Origin of the sequence: Mycobacterium szulgai, assembly GCF_002116635.1 — a bacterium.
GTDB classification, from domain to species: domain Bacteria; phylum Actinomycetota; class Actinomycetes; order Mycobacteriales; family Mycobacteriaceae; genus Mycobacterium; species Mycobacterium szulgai.
The window spans coordinates 75,630-94,722 of record NZ_LQPW01000176.1; the positions used below are offsets into that span (position 1 = coordinate 75,630).

Here is a 19,093-nt window from a genome sequence, read left to right on the forward strand (position 1 = left end):
ACGCTACCCTACGGCCCGATTCGGATCTTGCCCGGCGACCACAATCCGCTGCGGGTCGCGGTACCCAATTCCAGTTGTGCCGGGGGCGCGTCGACCAGGGTGTCGAACTTGCGCAGTGATCCCCAGTCGCGGGCCCAGTCGCGCGACAGATAGGTGGCCATCACGTGGGCGCGTAACAGCAGGTCGGTGATTCCGAGCAGGCCGCCGTTGGTGCCGTCCTCCCAGGTGTCGGTGTCCAACTTCTTCGCGTTGTAGTCCGGCGTGATGCGGAACTTCGGTATCTCGGTGACGCCGTTGACGTGCAGCATCGGCTGCTGACACGGGAAGGCCAGCCCAACCGCCCAGTCCAGCAGGACCGGCTGCGTCGAGCCGACGTACTCCTGCAGCGACCGCAGCTCCGGCACCCGCGGCGGGGTCACCGCGATCCAGTCCTCCGGCGTCAGCGACAGGTCCTCGGCCACCACCCGGACGGCGACGGCGTCGGCGGGAATCCGGTCGCGGGCAAAGCGCAGGTTGCGCCACGCCTTGGGTTGCTCGCCGTACAGGTCGTCAGGCACCAGCCTGCCGCCCGGTACGAAATCCCCAGCGGGACCGGGCTTTCCGTATTCCAGCACCACGGTCTGGCCGGCGGTGTAGTGGTGCAGCACGCTGTTGCCGGCGATCTTGCCCGCCGCGGTGATGACCACCAGCGGATGCCCGTCGTCGGCCTTGGGCAGCAGATACCATGCCGAGGCGAGCCTGCTCTGCTGCTGCGCGCCGGTGGCATAGGTGCCCGCCAACGGCACCCGGGCCGGATCAAGCTGGTAGGGCAGCGGCACCGTGGAGCCGTTGATGCCTGGCGTCTTCAGCTTGGTGGGCGCGTCCCAGTCGTAGTCGGTGCCGGGCTGGTTGGGCTTCATCACCATCGCCTCGGCGACGGTGTGTTCCGGCACGCCGTCGGGGGTGAAGCCGACGGGGTTGACACCACCCAAGGGGCCCAGTGGCCCGTAATCGCCGGGTACCGGCGTCATGAAGCCCGCGTTGGGGTCCGGCTCGACGAGCACGTCGTCGGCCAGACCGCAACCGCCGGTGAATGCCCGCAGGTTGGACCAGCCGTTGGAGTAGGTGGGGTACTGCCGGACGATCCCGATTCCCATCGAGGCGACGAACACCAGCGCCATGAAGCCGGCTGCCAGAGACACCGGCGCTGTGGTCAAAGCTCGGGTCAGCCGGCCCTCGCCGCTGCCGCGGGGCGCAAAGTGCAACCAGGCCGCATACAAAGCCGCGAGCCCGAACAGAATGAAAAAGATTGTGCTGACCGTGATTCCGGCGATCTTGGGCATTGTGCTGTTGAAGGGCACGCCGTAGCTGGAGACATACCACCAGCCGTTGGTGGTGGCGAAACACAACGCCAGCATGAAGAACACCGCCGCCAAAAACGCCATCCGGTTGCGCGACCAGCGCAGCACCGATGGCGATACCAATACCGTCGTCAGCGCGGCCATCGCGGCCCCCACTGCGGCGAACAGCCCGAAGTGGTGCACCCACTTGGTGGGGGTGAACATCAAGAAGAACATGGTGCCGAAGATGACGCCGGCCAGCCGCCAGGCCGGCCCGCGGGCCACACCACGAATTCGCTTGCGCCGCAACATGATGAAGACGGCGGTGAACAGGCACAGCGCGGTGATCAGGAAGCCGAACCGGCGCGAGAGCGAGCCGTCGACGGTCGGCAGGATGAGGTAGTAGTAGCGCAGGTTCTCGGTGTACCAGGCCTGGCTGGGCCCGATCTTGCTGCGAACCCTGGTGGCCTCCAACACCGTTGACAGGGTCTGGTCGGCGAACACCACGGTCAGGATGATGGTGCCGGCGGCCAGCATCGGCGACAGCAGCGGCAGCGTGCCGACCAGCCGACGGCGTTTGGCCAGGATTCGCAGGATCGGTCGGCCACCGGCCACCAGCGCGGCCACCGCGATCAGGCCGGTGGGTTGCACGCCCAACGTGAAAGCCGCGGTGATGATGGCCAGCGCCGCCGGTGTGAGCCGGCTGTACCGCATGGACCGCTCGATCAGCACGTAGGTCACCAGCGAGCCGAGCGCGATGATGCCCTCCGGGCGCAGCCCGTTGTCGAACGGCATCCACGCGGTCAGTAGCACCATGGCCGCCGCCCAGTTGGCCGGTTTGCTGGCCGCCACCGCCGGGCCCAGCCGAGGCAATACTTCGCGCGAGAGCAGCAGCCAGCACACGAGCCCGGCGAACAGGTCCGGCAGCCGCATCCAGATGCTGGCGTCGCTGACGTGCGTCATCAGCGCGAGCAGGTTGTAGTACCAGCCGAACGGGTCTTCGGGGCTGCCGAACCAGCGGAAATAGTTGGACATGTAGCCCGCGTGGTCGGCTACGCGCGCCATGCCCAGGATGTAGCCGTCGTCGGAGGAGTTGGCGCCCATCACGTGCCAGAGCAGGAACGCGAATATCACCACGCCGTCCAGCAGAGTGAACGTACGCCAGTTAGCTGGCAGCAGCCGACGCATCCGGCGGCCGTCGAGCTGGTCGAGGCGCCACAGCGCGGCCAGCGCGACGACGGTGGCCACGATCGCTCCGACGATCGCCAACAGTTTCAGCGTTGTCGGCGTGGTGGAGAAGCGGGTGTCGATGGTCGCGGAGAGCTTCAGCCCGGGCGGCGCGGGTCCGGTCAGGTCGGTGAAGACTCCGACGATCTGCGGGCGCAGGTTCGGGTCTGGGAAGCCGCTGCGCAGCGGCGCACCCCGCGGATCGTTCAGCCCGACGAAGTGGGCGAAGGTGCCGGCGTGTGTGGAGGTGATGTCGATGTTTGAACATCCCGGCCCGTTTGCGCCGCCGACCACCAGATCGCGTGGCACCGACAGGATCACCACATTGCGGTCGGTGACGTCGACGCGCTGCTTGCTGACCACGACGAACAACGCCTGCAGGTTGGCGTCTTTGCCCTGCTTGGGCGCGGTGCCCAGAATTACCCCGCCGTCGGCGGGCATGCCGCGCACCATCTCGCACGGCACGGTGGCGGTGAAGTCGACCGGTGTCAGCGAAATCAACGGCGCCGTAACACTATTCAGCTGGCCCTGCTGCGGCCAGTTGAGCATCGCGGTGGTCTGTACGACGGGCAACAGCGGTGTCGCGACCGACAGCACAAAGCCGATCAAGCCGGCGATCGTGGCCACCCAGCGCGTCACTCGCACGTCGCGGGTCGCCTCGGTCTTGAGTGCGTCGGTCGTGACGGTCATGGCAGAGCCCTAATCGGTCCCTGCCGGCTCCAGCCGTGCACCGTGATCACGCCTTCCTGGATGACGGCCTCGGGCGCCTGATTGGGCGGCACCAGCGGGTAGTACTGCTCCACCGTTCCCCAGTCGCGGTACCAGTCGCCGCGCAGATAGGTAGCGATCGTCGAGGTGCGCAGCAACGCCTGGGTGAACATGAACGGTCCGCCGGTGGAGGCGGACTCCCACAGGTTCGACGACACCGCGGTCTGCTTGTGGTCGGGCATGATGCGGAACTGCGGAAGTTCGGCGACGCCAAGGTGTTCGGAGAACGGCCGTTGGCAGGGGAAGTTGGCGGCGGTCGCGATGTCCATCAACACCGGGGTTTGCGACCCGATCAGCTGCTGCAGCGTTTGCAGCACCGGCACTCGCGGCGGGGTGAACGCGAACCACTGCTCGGGGCTCAGGTTCGGGTCATAAGCGACGATGCGAGCCACATCGGCCTCCGGCGGGGCCCAGTTCAAGGGGAAGCGCAAGTTGCGCCACGCGGGTTGCGGCCCGAGGTCGATCGGGAAGACCTCGCCGAGCGGGGCGATGCTGCCGTCGGGCTTGCTTACGCCCCACTGCAGTTTCAGTGACTGGCCGTAGACGAAGTCGCCGTCTTCCTTGTATGACCAGATCGCCCCGGCAGCGGCGACGGCCACGATCGGCCGGTCGGGGGATCGCGGCGGCAACTGGTACCAGGCCGAAGTGGCCCGCGCGGCCAGCGTGTTCTCGCCGTAGCTGCCCATCACCGGGGTGCGCGCGGGATCCAGCCCGAACGGCAGCGCCGCGTGCGACCCGTTCACTCCGACCGGCCCTTTGCCGCCGGCGGTGCCCGCGGAGTCGGTGATGGCGGCGTTGGGTTTGTTGGGTGACGCGTCGGAATTGACCACGCCGGGCTTGCTCACCACCGGGTCGGATTTCAGGTCGTCGCCGACGCCTTCGGGTTTGAAGCCGAGCGGGTTGATGCCGCCGAGCGGGCCCCCGGGACCGAAGGTCTGGCCCGGGACCGGTTGCAGCATGCCGGCATTGGGGTCGGGTTCGGCCAGCACGTCGTCTGCCATGGCGCAGCTGGTGGGCGAAAGCCCGGATTCCAGCGCAGCCAGGTTGGCCTTGGCGGTGGTGTAGAGCGGGTAGCGGAACACCGCACCCTTGGCCATCGAACCGACTTCGCCCAGCACCATGATCACCGCGACCACGAGCAGCGGTGTGGAAGCCAGGACGCGGTTGCGCCGGTTGTCCTTGACCTCGGTGTGGCCGGCGTAGTCCATCCGGAAGTGGTACCAAGCTGCCAGCAATCCGGTCACGATCGACAGCATCAGGAACATCGTGGTCACCGGGTGGCTGGCGATGACCGGCTGGATGTCATACCACGGCACGCCGTAGTTGCCGACGTAGAACCACCCGTTGATCCCCGAGGTGGCCCAGGCCAGCACGAACAGCAGTGCGGTGACGTACAGCGCCAGATTGCGTCGGCTGTGCAGACCGATCCGGGCGACGGTGAACGCGGTGACGGCGCCCAGGGCACCGGCCAGCCCGGCGAAGGCGCCGAACTGAATCGCCCACTTGGTGGGGGTGAACGTCAACAGCAGCAGACCCAGCGCCGTGGTGCCGATCAGCCGCCAGGCCGGACCGCTGGCCAGCCCTGCAACCCCGCCCCGCCGCAGCAGCACGAAAAGCACCCCGAACATGCAGAGCAGCAGCACCAGCACGGCGAAGCGGCGGGCCATCGATCCGTCCGCATTGCTTTCGACGGTCAGGAAGTAATAGCGCAGGAAGTCCTGGTACCACGCGATCGTGGGCCCGACCTTGTATTTGATGCGCGCCGACTCGGCCACCGTGGCCAGCGTCTGGCTGCGGAAGACCACCACGGTGATCAACGCCAACGCGGCGGCCAGGACGGCCAGCGGTGCCAGTAAGCCGTCGGTGGCCCGCCGGCGCCGGATGATCTGGGCGATGGCCCGCGCCCCGGTCAGCAGCGCGGCGACGGCGATCAAACCTTGGGGTGCCAGCGTCGCAGTAAGCGTCGCGACGATGATGGCGACCGCCGCCGGAGCCAGCATGCCCTGCGCGATCGCCCGTTCCACCAGCATCCAGGTCACCAGCACGCCCAGGGCGATCAGCGGCTCGGGCCGCAAGCCGTTGTTGAACGGCAGCCAGGCCGCCACGAACACCGCCCCTGCGGTCAGCACCGACACCCGGTTGCCCGCCAGCCCGCCCTTGCCGGGGCCCAGCCGGCGCAGCACGCAGTGGCTGATCAGCAGCCAGCACGCGATCCCGGCCAGCGTGGCCGGTAGCCGCATCCACACGCCGGCGGTGCTGATCGAGGCCATCCGCGACAACACCGAGAAGTACCAATCGAAGGGCGCCTCGGTGGTCCCGAAGTAGCGGTAGTAGTTGGCGATGTAGCCGGCCTTCGGCGCCACCCGGGCGATGGTGAGGTTGTAGCCGTCGTCGGACGAGATCGCGCCGATCACGTGCCAGAGCAGCAGCATCGCGATCACCCCGGCGTCGGTAAGCCACGTGGCAAAGCCCACCCGTCTCAGCCAGGCCCCCAGACCAACACGCCAGGACGTCCGCCCCCGGCTGAGCCGGTCCAAGACGGCCAGGGCGACGATGGCGGTCAGGACCGCCAGCGTGCCCAGAATCATCGCGGTCTTCTTGACCAGGGTGGGCGCGGTGATGAAGCGGGTGTCGATGTCGATGCGGGCGGACAGCCCGGGTTGTGCGGGCACCTTGAGGTCGGTGAAGATCCCACCGATTTGCGGCTTCTTCTCCGGAGCCAGAGTGCCCCGGGCGCCGGGAATGCCGACGAAGTCCGCCCCCGCGCCCCCGGCGTCGGCCCACATGTGCAGCACACTGCAGCCGCGGGCGACCGCCGCCCGGGGCGCCACCGCGGCCACGGTGTCGCGGAAGGCGACGACAATCGTGTCTTTGTCGGCGCGGACGAACAGCCCGTGCTTGCCGGTGTCCACCCCGCCGGACGGCAGCGTGGACAGCACCAGGCCGCCATCGGCGGGCAGGGTCGCCATGGCCGAGCAGGGGATGGAGATGTCCAGCGCGCGCGGCGCCCCGGAGACCAGCGGAGCGGTGATCTGGCTGACGTTGGTGCCTGGCCCGGTAGTGCCCTGCGGCCACAGGATTGTCGCCGTGGTCTGCCGCACCGAGAGCAGCGGAACCAAGACGCACAGCAGCAGGCCGGCAATTCCTGAGACGACGGCTACCAACCGGGCGATCCGGTGGGATCGCTCATTACCGTCGTGGGGCACGAGGGTCGATGGTAGGCGACGCGGCTGTCGGCTTCTCGGATGCCGGGCCGCGCAGCGCTATCCCGCGAACGGCGGACGGGCCATGACGGTGGGCCGAAACCCGTAGCGAGGCCCGCTACCTGCCGTGCCCGCACCCGCACCGGACAACGGCATGCCACCCAACAAATTTCCCGCCGCAGCGGTGTCGGGGGCCTCGACGATCTGGTCGATCTGTCGTAGCGCCCCGGGTACAGCGGCGGGCGCCGGTGCCGAGGGGGCCCATGTCGGAGGTACCGACAGCTTGCCGATGGAGTTCGCGCTGGCCAGACTCGCCGCGACCGGTCCACCGCCGCCCAGCGCCCCCGCCGCGCTGGCGGCTGCCGGTGCGGCCCCGGCAGCGGCTCCGGCAACCGCTTCGGCGGCCTGCGGGCCGATCATGCCCAATGCCCGCGCCGAGCCAATCAGGCTGTTGCCGATACCGATGCCGAAATACGGCAGGCCGGTGGTGTTGTAGATCAGCTGCGACACCGGCACGTACCAGGTCAGGAACGCCTGCAGCCAACTCGGTATCGAGGACGCCCCTGCCGCATTGAACACTGACGAGATCGGCGTGGAAAGACCTTGCAACGCGCTGGGCAGCGCCGAGAGCAATTGCACCAGCGCGGTACCGGCAGCGGTGCCCGCGGCCTGGGTGACCGCGGCGGCCTGGCCGGCCGCGCCCGCCGGATTGGTGGTCTGTGGCGGCGGGGCGAATGGCGTGACCGCCGCGGCGCTGGCCGATGACCCGGCGTAGGCGTACATCGTCATGGCGGCCTGCGCCCACATCTCGCCGTACTGGGTTTGATTTGCCGCGATCGCGGGGGCGTTAAGGCCCAGCAGATTGGTCGAAACCAGCGAGGAGAGCTGGGCGCGATTGGCCGCGATAACCGGCGGGGGCACCATCGACGAGAACGCGGTCTCGAAGGCCGCCGCGGCCGCGGTTGCCTGTTTGGCCGCCTGCTGAGCCTGGTTCGCCGTCGCGCTCAGCCAGGCCACATAGGGAATCACCGCAGTGGCCATGGCCGCCGCGGCCGGGCCGAGCCACTCCTCGCCGCTGAGCGTCTTGATCACCGCGTCATACCCGGCAGCGGTCGCACCCAATTCGGTGGCCAGCCCGTTCCACGCCGACGCGGCGGCCATCATCGGCGCCGAGCCCGGACCGGCATACATGCGCGCGGCATTGACCTCCGGCGGAAGCGCTCCGAAATCCATTCGCTGACAACCCCTTACGACTATCCGGCAGCTACCGGGCGGTGCACGACCGTGGGACTGAAACCTTGCCGGCGCTGGCCGAAGTTGGTGGTGCGCCCGCGGCCGCTCACCGGCAGGCCGCGCAGCAGGCTCGCCGTTGTGCCCGTCGCCGCGGGACGAACAAAGCTGACCGGCGATGCCGCGGCGGCCACCGGGGGCGCGGACGGACTGGCCGGCGCCGGCGTCCACGTCGGCGGCACCGACAGGCGACCTACGCTGGCGGCCGCGCCGAACGTCGCCGACACTTCGATGGCAGCGCCATGCGCCAGTACCGGCGCGAGGGACCCGGCCCCAGCCTGCGCCACACCGTCCGCCGTCGCCAGCGTTGCGCCACTCGGCGCCACGATCAACATCTGCGCTATCTGTTCGATGTTCAGGGTGAAACCGGCCCCGTCGTAGATGAATCCTTCGGCAGTGGCCAACGAGGCGAGCAGCACGGCCCATTCGGTCGGCGAAAGGCCGGTGGCAGCCGCGAGTGCCGTCGCACCGACTAGGCCGGCGATAGTGGGTGGCGGCGTGAACGGCGTCAGCGCAGCGGCCATCGCCGCCGACTCCGCGTAACCGAACATGGCGGCGGCGTCCTGGGCCCACATCTCGGCGTAGTGAAATTCGGCGGCGGCGATCGCGCCTGCGTTCTGGCCGAAGAGGTTGGTCGCGATGAGCATCAGCAGCAAAGCGCGATTGGCCGCGATCGCCGGCGGCGGCAATGTCATCGCGAAGGCCGTTTCGTAAGCCACCGCGGCGGCTCGTGCCTGTGTGCTTGCCGTCTCGGCCTGTACGGCGGTGGTGCTCAACCAGGCCACATAAGGTGCGACGGCGGCGACCATGACGGCGGATGCAGGTCCGATCCACGCCGAGCTGGTGAGCTCCGAGATCACCGAGCCGTAGCCGGAGGCAGCAAACGCCAGGTCAGAGGCCAGCTCGTCCCAGGCGGACGCGGCGGCCAGCATCGGTCCCGAGCCGGGGCCGGCGTACATACGACCGGAGTTGATCTCAGGGGGCAAGGCCCCGAAATCCATCAGCATCGATTGTTAGTCCGCCTCAGGTAGTTGTTAGCCGCACCGACGTTTCAGACAAAGTTGCTGGCTGTGAGGCTAAAGTGCACATCGCCTTTGCGCTGAGCGAGAGACAAACGTCGATCGGGTCGATGGATGGCCGCGTGGAGGGCGCCGCGATGTCGGCCCCACATCACTTGGTGATTGCTCGGCGTGCGTGCCCATACGTGCTTTCACCTGCGCAGATGGTTCCGCCAGCCGCCAGGCGAGAGCAGCCGCCGCCATTCCGTCGGTATCCGGATGGTGCCCGCGTGGCGCAACCGAGACTTGCATTTCACACAAAAAATCAGGGCGAGCAAAAGATGTCTATCGCAATAGTCGCTTATGCATACACTCGCCATGCGGAGCGTTTGCTCGTGGGCTGCCGCCGTGCCGACACGACCAGTTCGCGGACTGGCCGCGCCGAGGGTGGGGCCGGGCTACTCTGCCATGAATGACGAGGACCGCGGTTTTGGCCGGTGCAAGCGGCGCCGTGGGCGGCGAGGTGCTTCGGGCGCTGCTCAAAGACCCTGACTGGGGACGGGTTCATTCATTGGTGCGCCGCCCGAGCGGGACCGAGGACCCGAAGTTGAGCGAGCACGTCGTCAACTTCGATGATCTCGACGCGCAGGGCGACTTGTTCGCCGACGCCGATGTTTTCTGCTGTCTGGGCACTACGGCCTCGCAGGCGGGTTCGAAGGAGGCGTTCCGCAGGGTCGACTACGGCTACGTCGTCAAGCTTGCCGAGCTGGCCGCCGACGCCAAGGCACGGCAGTTCCTGCTGGTGTCCGGCATCGGTACCAGCCCGAAATCGCCCTTCTACTACAGCCGGGTCAAAGCCGAGGCGGAGCAGGCGGTTTCGGCGTTGCCGCTGCCTGCGGTCCAGATCTTCCGGCCATCGCTGCTGCTGGCGTCCCGCCCGGACAACAGGCCCGCCGAAGACGCGTTCAAGAAGCTGACACCGCTGGCCAACCTGCTGCTGATCGGCCCGCTGGCCCGCTACCGTCCGGTCGCCACCGCTGAGGTTGCGCGCCACCTGATCGAGGTGGCCAAGGCGCAGAATCCCGGCGTGCACGTCCACTATTCGCACACCTGATCGACGCGATGAACAACGTAGACCTCCGCTTCGGCGTACTCGGGCCATTGCAGCTGGTTTCCAACGGCACCCCGGTTCCCTTGGGTCCTGCCAAGCAGCGGGCGGTGCTGGCCGTGCTGGCGATCAACCGCAACCGCCCGGTATCCGTCGATGCGCTGACGAACGCGGTGTGGGATGACGACCCGGTGCCGGCCGCCCGCACCAGCATCCAGTCGCACATCTCCAATCTGCGCCGGCTGCTGCGCACCACCGGAGTCGACCCCAACCAGGTGCTGGCGAGCGCACCGCCGGGCTACCAACTGAACATCCCCGACGCCGACTGCGACATCGGCCGCTTTCTCACCGAGAAAAGAGCCGGTGCCGCGGCCGCCGCGGCCGGGCGGTTCGAGGATGCCAGCAACCATCTGTCTGCCGCGCTGGCGCAGTGGCGCGGGCCGGTACTCGACGATCTGCGCGGGTACGCGTTTGTCGAGGCGTTCGCCACCTCGCTGGCCGAAGACAAGGTCGCCGCACACACCGCCCGCGCCGAAGCCGAAATCGCTTGTGGGCGGGCCGAAGCGGTGATCGCCGAGCTCGAGGCGCTGACCGCCGAACACCCGTTTCGGGAACCGCTGTGGGCGCAGCTGATCACCGCGTACTACGTCACCGAACGCCAGTCCGATGCGCTGGGTGCCTATCGGCGGCTTAAGACGGCGTTGGTGGAGGGGCTCGGCATCGACCCCGGTCCGACGCTCACTGCATTGCATGAGCGCATCCTGCGTCAGGAGCCCGTCGGCGGTCAGCGCGCCGCTCTGAAAACGCACCGGCGCGCTGCTTTCCGGGAGGACGAACAGCCGGCCGGGGCCCCGGCATCGGTTGTTGCGCAGCTGCGCGACAAGGCGGGACGGCGCCATCCGTTGCTGGGGGCCACCACCCGGATCGGCCGTTCGACCGATAACGACGTCGTCATCGACGACACCGACGTCAGTCGTCACCACGCCGTAATCCTCGATACGGGAACAGGTTTCATGATCACCGATCTACGCTCGACCAACGGTGTCGAGGTGCGCGGGCAGGCGATCCAGGGCAGCGCCCGGCTTACCGATGGCGACCACATCTGTATCTGTGGGCACGAGTTCACCTTCGAGGTCCGCCGCGGCTGAATCCCGCGCAAGAATTCTGCAAGAATCTCGCGACTGACGGGCAAGGGGCGCGCCGCAAGCTAACGGCGTCTCCCGAACGGGAGCTACCCATGCCGAACGTCAGGACCACTCATGAGCCCAATGACGAGACTTGCGGGCATCCCTGCCCCGCCCATAGTGCCGCTGCCAACGGCGGCCTATCTCCTTATCGCTCTGGGGCTGGCGAGTCTGCGGCTGGTCGACAGTAGCGAAAGGAATCAACTATGAACACCATCAACCGGATCCTCGCCGGCGCGGTGTTGTCCGGCGGCGTCGCGGTCGCTGGGTGGGGCCTGGCCGCCGCAACCGCGCACGCCACCCCCGCCCCGATGGTGTGCCAGGACGGCGGCACGGTACCTAGTCCGACAAACAGCTGCACCTATCAGTGGTGCCCTGGTTCGCCGGTAATGCGGCACATGCCCGACTGGGACAGAAGTGTCTGTCACCCTTGGTATTTCGATCCGAACAGTCCGGTAACCGACTCCACGATCATCGAGGGATTTCCGCCGCCGCGTCCGCCGTCGCCGCCGTGCATACCCTTTATCAACTGCCTGCCGGGTCTGTAGAAAGCTCTAACCCCGGCGCAGTGGTGCAGGATTCCACAACCCACTTCGGGTCACCGTTCCCAGTTCCAGGCGGACCGGTTGCGCGTCGGGGTAGTAGGGCGTTAAGCGCTGCAACGCGCCCCAGTCCCGGAACCAGTCACCTTTGAGGTAGCTGGCCACCGTCGTTGCGTGCACCAGCAGTTCGGTCACACCCAGCGGGCCACCGCCGTTGTTGTCCATCACCGGTGAGTTGGCCTCGGCGCCGAACCGGTCTGGCAGGATGCGCCACTTCGGGGTTTCGTCGACGCCGTTTTGATGGCCGAACGGTCGCTGGCACGGGAACGCCAGACCCACCAGCCAGTCCAGGAACACCGGATCCGTCGAGCCCACCACGTCTTGTAGCGTGCGCAGCTGCGGAATCCGGGGCGGGGTTAGCGCAATCCAGTGCTGGGGTGCCAGGTCGTTGTCGTCGGCGACCAGGCGAACCTGGGTCGCGGTGCTGGGGATGGCCGACAGCGGCGCGCGCAGGTTGCGCCAGGCCGGGACGGCGCCGACATCGGCGAATCCCATTGAGCCACTGTGGTGTCCGGCGGCGGCTTCCTCGTCGGTGGCCCACTGCACCTGGACCTCGCGCGGGTCGAACCGTCCGGCGGCCGATACCACCAGCAGCGGCGTCTTGGCGCGCTGATCCTTCGGCGGCAGCCGGTACCAGCCCGACCGCAGCATGGCGGGAACCTGGATGCCGGCCCGCCAGCTGCCCAGCACGGGCGTGCGGCCCGGATCGAGGTTGAACGGCAGCCGCGCCCGCGAACCGTTGATCCCGGCCGCGACGGTGGTGCCGCCCTCGGTGCCCGCTTCGGTGCCGGTGATCATGCCGTCGTCGTTGACGAAACTGCGGTCCCCTGGGCGTTCCATCACCGGGTCGGCGGAGACGTCGGCGGGAATACCGTTGGGCGTGAACGCTTCTGAGAGGCCCGCGCCCAGCGCGTCTGCCACTGAAGCGCTCACCGGCGGCAGCATCCCGTCGTTGGGGTCGAGTTCCACCAAGACGTCCTCGGCCAGGCCGCAGGTCTTACCGGTGAGCGCTTGCAGGTTGGACCGGCCCACCGTCCACGCCGGATACTGCGAGGTCATCGCCAGCGTCAGCGATACGACCTCGAAGGTGACCAGTAGCCACGTCGCAATTGCCAACGGAGACTGGACAATTCCGGCCAGCCGGGTCCCAAACCGAGTTCTCGGCGGTCCGTCCTGGGTGGCGATGAAGTGGAACCACGCCGCCAGCAGCAGTACCAGCACGGTCAGCGCCAGCAGCACGGTGGTAAAGCCGAAGCGCCACTGCGGGAACGAATTCGACCACGGCACACCGAAACTGGAGACATACCACCAGCCGTTGACGCTGGCGAAGGAGAGCGCCACCAAGAACAACACCACGGCGGCGAACATTGTTCGGTTGCGCCGCGAGCGCATGGCCGTGGCGGTCACCGCTACCGCGGCCAGTGCACCCAGTGATCCGGCCAGCCCGGCGAACACGCCGAAGTGGTGTGTCCACTTGGTGGGGGTGAACATCATCGCCAGGAACGAGATGATGGTGATCCCGACGATGCGACGGCTCGGTCCGGCGGCCGTGCCCGGAATTCGGCCCTTGCGCAACGACATCGCCACCGTGATGGCCAGCGCGAGAATCAATGCCAGCACCGCGAAGCGCCGGGCCACCGAACCGTCGGGGCTGGCCATGAACAGTCGCTCGTAGCGGATGTGCTCGTCGAACCAGCTCAGGCTGGGGCCCAGCGCGCGCTTGAGGGCGGTCGCCTGCATCTCGCCGGCCAGGGTCTGATCGCGGAAGATCAGGATGACGGTGACCGTCGTGGCCGCCACGATGGGCGCCAATAGCGCCAGCGCGCCGAACTGTTTGGACCGACGGTGCACGATGGTGCGCAACGGTCCGATCGCCACCAGCAGCGCCCCGATCGAGGCGATACCGGTCGGCCCGGAGAACAGCGTCAGAGCGCCGATGATGCAGGCGGTCGCCACCGGCAGCAGCCGGTTGGTGGCGACCGCCCGCTCCACCGAGCACCAGGTCAGCAGGATTCCCAGGGCGATGATCGGTTCGGGGCGCAGGCCGTTGTCCAGCGGCAACCAGACCGCCAGAAACATTCCGGCAGCCGTCCACGCCGCGGCCCGGCTCTGCTTGACGGCATGACCCAGCCGCGGGATGACTTCGCGGCTGATCGCCCACCAACAGGTCAGTGCCATCAACAGAGTGGGCAGCCGCATCCAGATGCTGGCGGTGCTGACATGCGCCCACAGCGCCAGCAGGTCGTAGTACCAGCCGAACGGAGCCTCGGGCGTGCCCAGCCAGCGGTAGTAATTCGCCATGTACCCGGCATGTTCGGACACCCGGGCCATGGTCAGGATGTAGCCGTCGTCAGAGGTGTTGGCGCCGACGAAATGCCACCACACCAGCACCGCGATCACCAGCGCGTCCAGCCCGCCGACCGACCACCAGCGCGCGGGCAGGAAGCGCCGGTGCCGGGTGCCGTCGGCAGTATCCAGGAGGTGCAGGGCGATCAGAGCGCCGGCGGTCAGCACCAGCCCCAGGATCATCGCCGCCATCTTCAGCGGGGTGGGGCTGCTGCTGTAGCGGGTATCGACGGTCGCCGAAAAGCTCAGGCCCGGCGGTACCGGTCCCGACAGGTCGGTGAAGATGCCGACGATCTGCGGGCGGAAGTCGTAGCCGCCCTTTTCACCACGCAGCGGCTCACCCGGATGCTCGGTGTTGGGTCCCTGCTTGAGCCCGACGAACTCGGCGACGACCTTGTCGGCGTGCGCGGTGAACGTCAAGCGTTGGCAGGCCGGACCGAGCACCTGGCTCAGGGGGGCGCTGACCACCGGGACGTTGCGCACGATCAGCACCAGGTCGTCGTTGGCGCGCTGCAGCAGCAGACCGCGGTCGATGGCCTTGGGGGCCTGCTTGGGCACAGTCGATAGCAGCACCGTCTTGTTGGTGTTCTCCGGTCCGGCCAGTCCGGCCGCGGCCTGACACGGCACGCTGATGTTCAGATCGGTGGCGACATAGCTGATCAGCGGCGCTTCGACGCTGCTGAAGGTGCCGTTCTGCGGCCAGTTCAGTTGGGCGGTGGTCTGCTTGACCGGCAGCAGGGGAGTGGCCAGCGCCAGCACCGTGCCCAGCAGACCGGCGACGACGGCGACGTACCGAGCGATCCGGTAATTTGCTCCCGCGTCGCTCACGGAGGTAGATGGTAATTGCTTGGCGGCAACCGGCGAGGTTTCGGTAGCCATCAGGCGCCCGCCACCGGCTTGCGGACGGCCAGTACGAACGGGCCGATGGTTTCCACGGCGAACCGCGGATCGGCGAACAGCGCCGACTTGAGGTCCACGGTGTAGCGCCGGACGTTGGGCTGGTTGGGGTAGACGTCTTCGGCCAGTCGCAACGTGTACGTATTGCCCGCGCCGCGGCGCATCAGGAAGACCGTCGGCGCCGGCCAGGGCAGCTGGTCCAGCGCGTGTACCAGCTCGTCAGCCGTCTTGAGCTTGGACCAGCTCTCGATCCGTGCGGCGCGTTGGTCGAATTGGGCCAGCGGGTTGGCGTAGTGCGACGTCAAGCCCTGAAAGCCCCAGTAGGGGTAGTAGGACAGGAAGCTGTAGTCGGCGGTCAGGACGACGGTCTGGTCGCGCGGTTTGCCGGTGACGCGCTGGATGGCCTGGTCGATGGCCGCGTAGTACTTCTCGCTGCTGGGTGGCCGGCGGTCGCCCCGCTGGCCGTTGCCGTCGGTGTCGGTATAGGCGATGGTCAGGTCGGGGCGCAGCACGTCGGGGATGTCCTGGCTGAACGCGATGGCGCCGGTGAGGCCGATCGCGGCGGCTACCGGAAGGGCGGCGCGGCTGCGCTTGGACAGTGCCTGCGCGGCCTCGACGAAGCCGAACGCGCCGGCGGCCACCAGCAGCACGCTCAGCGTCGGCTGCAGCCGGAAGGACAGCAGCGTGGTGCGCGCCAGCGTGGTCAACATCGACAGCAGCGACCACAGATAGATCGCCAGCACGGCGACGGCCAGACCGCCGGCCCTGACCGAGCTGCGTGCCCTGATGACCAGCCACAGTGTGCCGAGCATGCAGATCGCACCGAGCAGCGAGAACTGCAGCATGGGGAAGGTCAGTTCGGCGCCGTCGGCGGGCAGGTAGTGCTGGGCGCTGCCGCTGTCGCTGACCGGGTTGGTCGCTGCCTTGAGCAGGTAGGGGAGCCAGGTGGTGGCTCCGATGGCCGCCGAGATGACCGCGATGACGGCCAGCCTGCGCAGGGGATCGAGCGCCGCCTTCTTGTCGTGGCGCCACCGCGATGCGGCCAGCGAAAACGCCATGAGCGTGATGGTGAACGCGCTGTAGGCCAGTAGCAGCGTGTACCAGGTGGCCGCGAAGCCCAGGAAAATCCCGGCGCCCACGACCGCGGCCCATCCTCGCCTCGTCGTCGCCACGAGCGTGAAGCCAGCTTCGCGCTCGGCCTCGAGTGTGCAGCCAGCTTCACGTTCGCGGGCGCCGGCGCGTAGCCCCGACCACGTCAGCACCAGCATTGGAGGCAGCAGCACGGTAATCATCGCGGCGTAGGGCTCCGGTGAGCTGTAGGCCAGCGTCACCGCCGCGGTGGCGATAGTGACCAGCAGGGCGTACTCGAAGCGGATCAGTCGCCACCACAGCACCAGCGCGACGGCCACCGCGATGGTGATCGAGGTGATCGCCCACGGCTTGAACATCTCCCAGGCCGGCGTCCCGGTGAGGGCCGCCGCGCGCCCGCCGATCCAGAACCAGCCCGGCGGATAGAACGGCGGCAGCCCGAGGTAGGTCATGTCCTGCAGGGCCGCGCTGTCGGTGAGCCGGGTCAGGTATTCGGTGCGGAACTGCTGGTCGACTGAGATCCCGAACAGATAGAGCTTGGTGGCACCCAGCGGCATGCCCAGCGTCACCACGGTGAAGGCGGATACGAACACCAGCCCGCCGAGCTGGGCTAACGCCAGGAATCGCCCGCGCCGCCATGCCCACCCGGTCGCCACCAGCCCGGCCAGGCAACCGACCTGGCCGACGGTGGTCAACGCGTGCAGCTGGTTCGACGACGGAAAGGCCGGCCACTGCACTTGGGCGATGGCGACCAGGGCGACCACCGCGACCACGACGGCCACCAGGACCGCCACGACCATCTGGCCGAGCGTGGCCAGTGCATTGCGCATGCTCAGATTGGCAGCTTGCGGAAGATGGTCCGCGGGATGTGCCGCAACACCATCATCACGTAGCGGAACGCTGCTGGCGCCCAAACCAATTCCTTACCTTTTGCGGCCGCGGTCACCGCGAGGTTGGCGACGTACTCCTTGTCGACGGTCAGCGGGGCTTCCTTGATGTGCGCGCTCATCCGGGTTCGCACCTGGCCCGGCCGGATCACCAGCACGCGAACGCCATACTCGCGCAACGCCTCTGAGAGCCCGAGGTAAAAACCGTCCAGGCCGGCCTTGGTGGAGCCGTAGACGAAGTTCGACCGGCGCACCCGTTCACCGGCTACCGTGCTCATCGCGATGATCTGGCCGAAGCCTTGCGCGCGCATCTTCTCGCCGAGCAGAACCCCCACCGAAACCGCTGCGGTGTAATTGATTTCGGCGATCTGCACGGCCTTGTACTGGTTCTGCCACAACTCCTCGGCATCGCCGAGCAACCCGAACGCCACGATCGCGACATCCACGTCGCCGCCGTTGAAGCATTCGTCGATGACCTTCGGATGAGTGTCAGTCTGCAGCGCGTCGAAGTCGACCACCTCCACCGAGCGCGCGCCGGCGGCTTTCATCGCAGCGACCGCGTCGTCGCGGCCCGGGTCTTCGGGCATGCAGGCCAGCACTATTCGGGCCGGGGCGTCGCGCAGGTAGCGCGCGCAGATGGCCAGCCCGATCTCGGAGGTGCCGCCGAGCAGCAGCACCGTCTGGGGATTTCCAACCGCGTCAAGCACCATCTACAGCAGCTCCAAACGTCGGGCCATGTCAGAGGCGAACACCCGCAAAGGATCGACCTTGCGGCGCAGCGCGATCCATTCGTCGATACGCGGATACATGGCGTGGAAGGTTTCGGCGGTTGTGCGGGAATCTTTTGCGGTGTAGAGCCGGCCGCCGAATTCCATTACCCGCCGGTCGAGTTCGCTGACGAACTTGCCCAGCCCGGCTTTGATCGGGAAGTCGACGCAGATGTTCCAGCCCGGGATCGGGAAGCTCAGCGGGGCCTGGTTGCCCGGGCCGAACAACTTGAACACGTTGAGAAACGTGTAGTGGCCACTGGATTGGATGTCGGTGATGATGCGCTTGAACTCGTCGACCGCTTCGGGCGGAATGACGAACTGGTACTGCAGGAAGCCCGACGAACCGTAGGCGCGGTTCCACTCGCCGAACATGTCCAGCGGGTGGTAGAACTGCGTCAGGTTCTGGATCTTGCCGCGATACGTGCCGGATTTGCGGTACCAGAGTTCGCCGATGGGCCCGAAGGTGTATTTGTTGGCCAGCCCGTTGGGAAACACGTCGGGAAACGTGAACAGTTGCGGCGCATCGAATTTCAGTGGATTGCGGCGCAGCTTCTCGGGGAGCTGGTCCAGGGTGGCCAGCGAGCCGCGGGACACCGCCGCGCGGCCCAGCTTCGGCGGCGGGCTGATCGCGTCGAACCAGGCCGACGAGTAGGTGTAGTTGGCCTCGCTGCCATCGCTGTGCAGCGCGATGGTTTCGTCCAGGCTCGCGGTGACGTCGCCGTCGGCAATGAAATACGCCGTCTCGGTGGCCGTCATTTCGATGGTGGCCCGCAGGATGATGCCGGTCAGGCCGTTACCGCCGACGGTGGCCCAGAACAGTTCGGCGTCCTCGCCGGCGGGCTGCAAATGCCGGACCTCGCCGTTGGCGGTCAGTAGGTCGATGCTGCGGACGTGGTTGCCGAAGCTGCCCGCGCTGTGATGGTTCTTGCCGTGGATATCGCACGCGATGGCGCCGCCCACCGTGACTTGCCGGGTGCCCGGCAGTACCGGAACCCACAGCCCGAAGGGCAGCGCCGCCTTCATCAGCTGATCGAGGTTCACCCCGGCGTCGACGTCGGCCAGCTTGGTCTCGGCGCTGATGGAGTGGATGCGCGATAGCGGGGTCATGTCGATGACCAGGCCGCCGCCGTTCTGCGCGTTGTCGCCGTAGGAACGGCCCAGCCCGCGGGCAATGACGCCCCGGCCGCCTGCGTCAGCCACGCGCGCTACTGCTTTGGCGATCACCTCTGGATCCGGGGTGCGCAGCACCTCGGCCACCGAGGGCGCGGTGCGTCCCCACCCGGTCAGCCGGGTGGGGGTGGTGGGAAGGTCGGCGCTCGACATCGTCAAAGAGGGTACCGCCTGTTCTGCCGACGGCGCTGACGGCGCTCAGTGTGCAGCCACGGCTTCCAGTGAGCGCTCAGGG

At 67.7% G+C, this 19,093-nt stretch carries 11 protein-coding genes; 3 read left to right on the forward strand and 8 right to left on the reverse strand.

Annotated elements, in window-relative coordinates; translation table 11 throughout:
• Positions 1-8: 8 nt before the first annotated feature.
• Genes embB through AWC27_RS28510 form a run of 4 tightly spaced genes read right to left on the reverse strand, consistent with a single transcriptional unit; the run spans position 9 to position 8,808 of the window.
• The gene (embB, locus tag AWC27_RS28495) at positions 9-3,236 is read right to left on the reverse strand and encodes an arabinosyltransferase EmbB (protein ID WP_085674120.1); all 3,228 of its coding nucleotides are present in this window, start codon (positions 3,234-3,236) and stop codon (positions 9-11) included.
• The gene (locus AWC27_RS28500; protein ID WP_085674122.1) at positions 3,233-6,520 is read right to left on the reverse strand and encodes an arabinosyltransferase domain-containing protein; all 3,288 of its coding nucleotides are present in this window, start codon (positions 6,518-6,520) and stop codon (positions 3,233-3,235) included. Before AWC27_RS28500 ends, embB begins: the two co-directional genes overlap by 4 nt.
• Positions 6,521-6,577: 57 nt before the next feature.
• Complete coding sequence (locus AWC27_RS28505; RefSeq protein ID WP_085674124.1) at positions 6,578-7,750, reverse strand: PPE family protein; 1,173 nt, start codon at positions 7,748-7,750, stop codon at positions 6,578-6,580.
• 20 nt (positions 7,751-7,770) lie between these two features.
• A complete protein-coding gene (locus tag AWC27_RS28510) occupies positions 7,771-8,808 on the reverse strand; it encodes a PPE family protein (protein ID WP_085674126.1) in 1,038 nt (345 codons plus the stop codon).
• Between the two features lie 469 nt (positions 8,809-9,277).
• On the opposite strand from AWC27_RS28510, the gene AWC27_RS28515 reads away from it, so the two are divergent.
• The 3 genes from AWC27_RS28515 to AWC27_RS28525 all read left to right on the forward strand — a co-directional run bounded on the left by AWC27_RS28515 (position 9,278) and on the right by AWC27_RS28525 (position 11,645).
• The gene (locus tag AWC27_RS28515) at positions 9,278-9,919 is read left to right on the forward strand and encodes an NAD(P)H-binding protein (protein ID WP_085674128.1); all 642 of its coding nucleotides are present in this window, start codon (positions 9,278-9,280) and stop codon (positions 9,917-9,919) included.
• A gap of 8 nt (positions 9,920-9,927) precedes the next feature.
• Positions 9,928-11,061, forward strand: a complete 1,134-nt coding sequence (locus tag AWC27_RS28520; protein WP_085674129.1) for a BTAD domain-containing putative transcriptional regulator — start codon at positions 9,928-9,930, stop codon at positions 11,059-11,061.
• Between the two features lie 242 nt (positions 11,062-11,303).
• Positions 11,304-11,645: a hypothetical protein gene (locus AWC27_RS28525; protein ID WP_085674130.1), complete on the forward strand. Its 342-nt coding sequence runs from the start codon at positions 11,304-11,306 to the stop codon at positions 11,643-11,645.
• Between the two features lie 6 nt (positions 11,646-11,651).
• Here the strand turns inward: AWC27_RS28525 and AWC27_RS28530 are convergent, their stop codons facing one another.
• From AWC27_RS28530 to dprE1, 4 genes are read right to left on the reverse strand one after another with little or no spacing between them, the layout of a single operon-like run.
• Positions 11,652-14,924, reverse strand: coding sequence for an arabinosyltransferase domain-containing protein (locus tag AWC27_RS28530; protein ID WP_085674132.1), 3,273 nt, complete (start codon positions 14,922-14,924; stop codon positions 11,652-11,654).
• Entirely contained in the window at positions 14,924-16,861 is a 1,938-nt protein-coding gene (locus AWC27_RS28535) for a galactan 5-O-arabinofuranosyltransferase (protein WP_085674134.1), read from the reverse strand. The genes AWC27_RS28530 and AWC27_RS28535 overlap by 1 nt, the downstream gene beginning before the upstream one ends.
• A 2-nt stretch (positions 16,862-16,863) precedes the next feature.
• Complete coding sequence (gene dprE2 / locus AWC27_RS28540; protein WP_085674136.1) at positions 16,864-17,628, reverse strand: decaprenylphospho-beta-D-erythro-pentofuranosid-2-ulose 2-reductase; 765 nt, start codon at positions 17,626-17,628, stop codon at positions 16,864-16,866.
• Complete coding sequence (gene dprE1 / locus AWC27_RS28545; protein ID WP_085674138.1) at positions 17,629-19,011, reverse strand: decaprenylphosphoryl-beta-D-ribose oxidase; 1,383 nt, start codon at positions 19,009-19,011, stop codon at positions 17,629-17,631.
• Between the last annotated feature and the right edge of the window lie 82 nt (positions 19,012-19,093).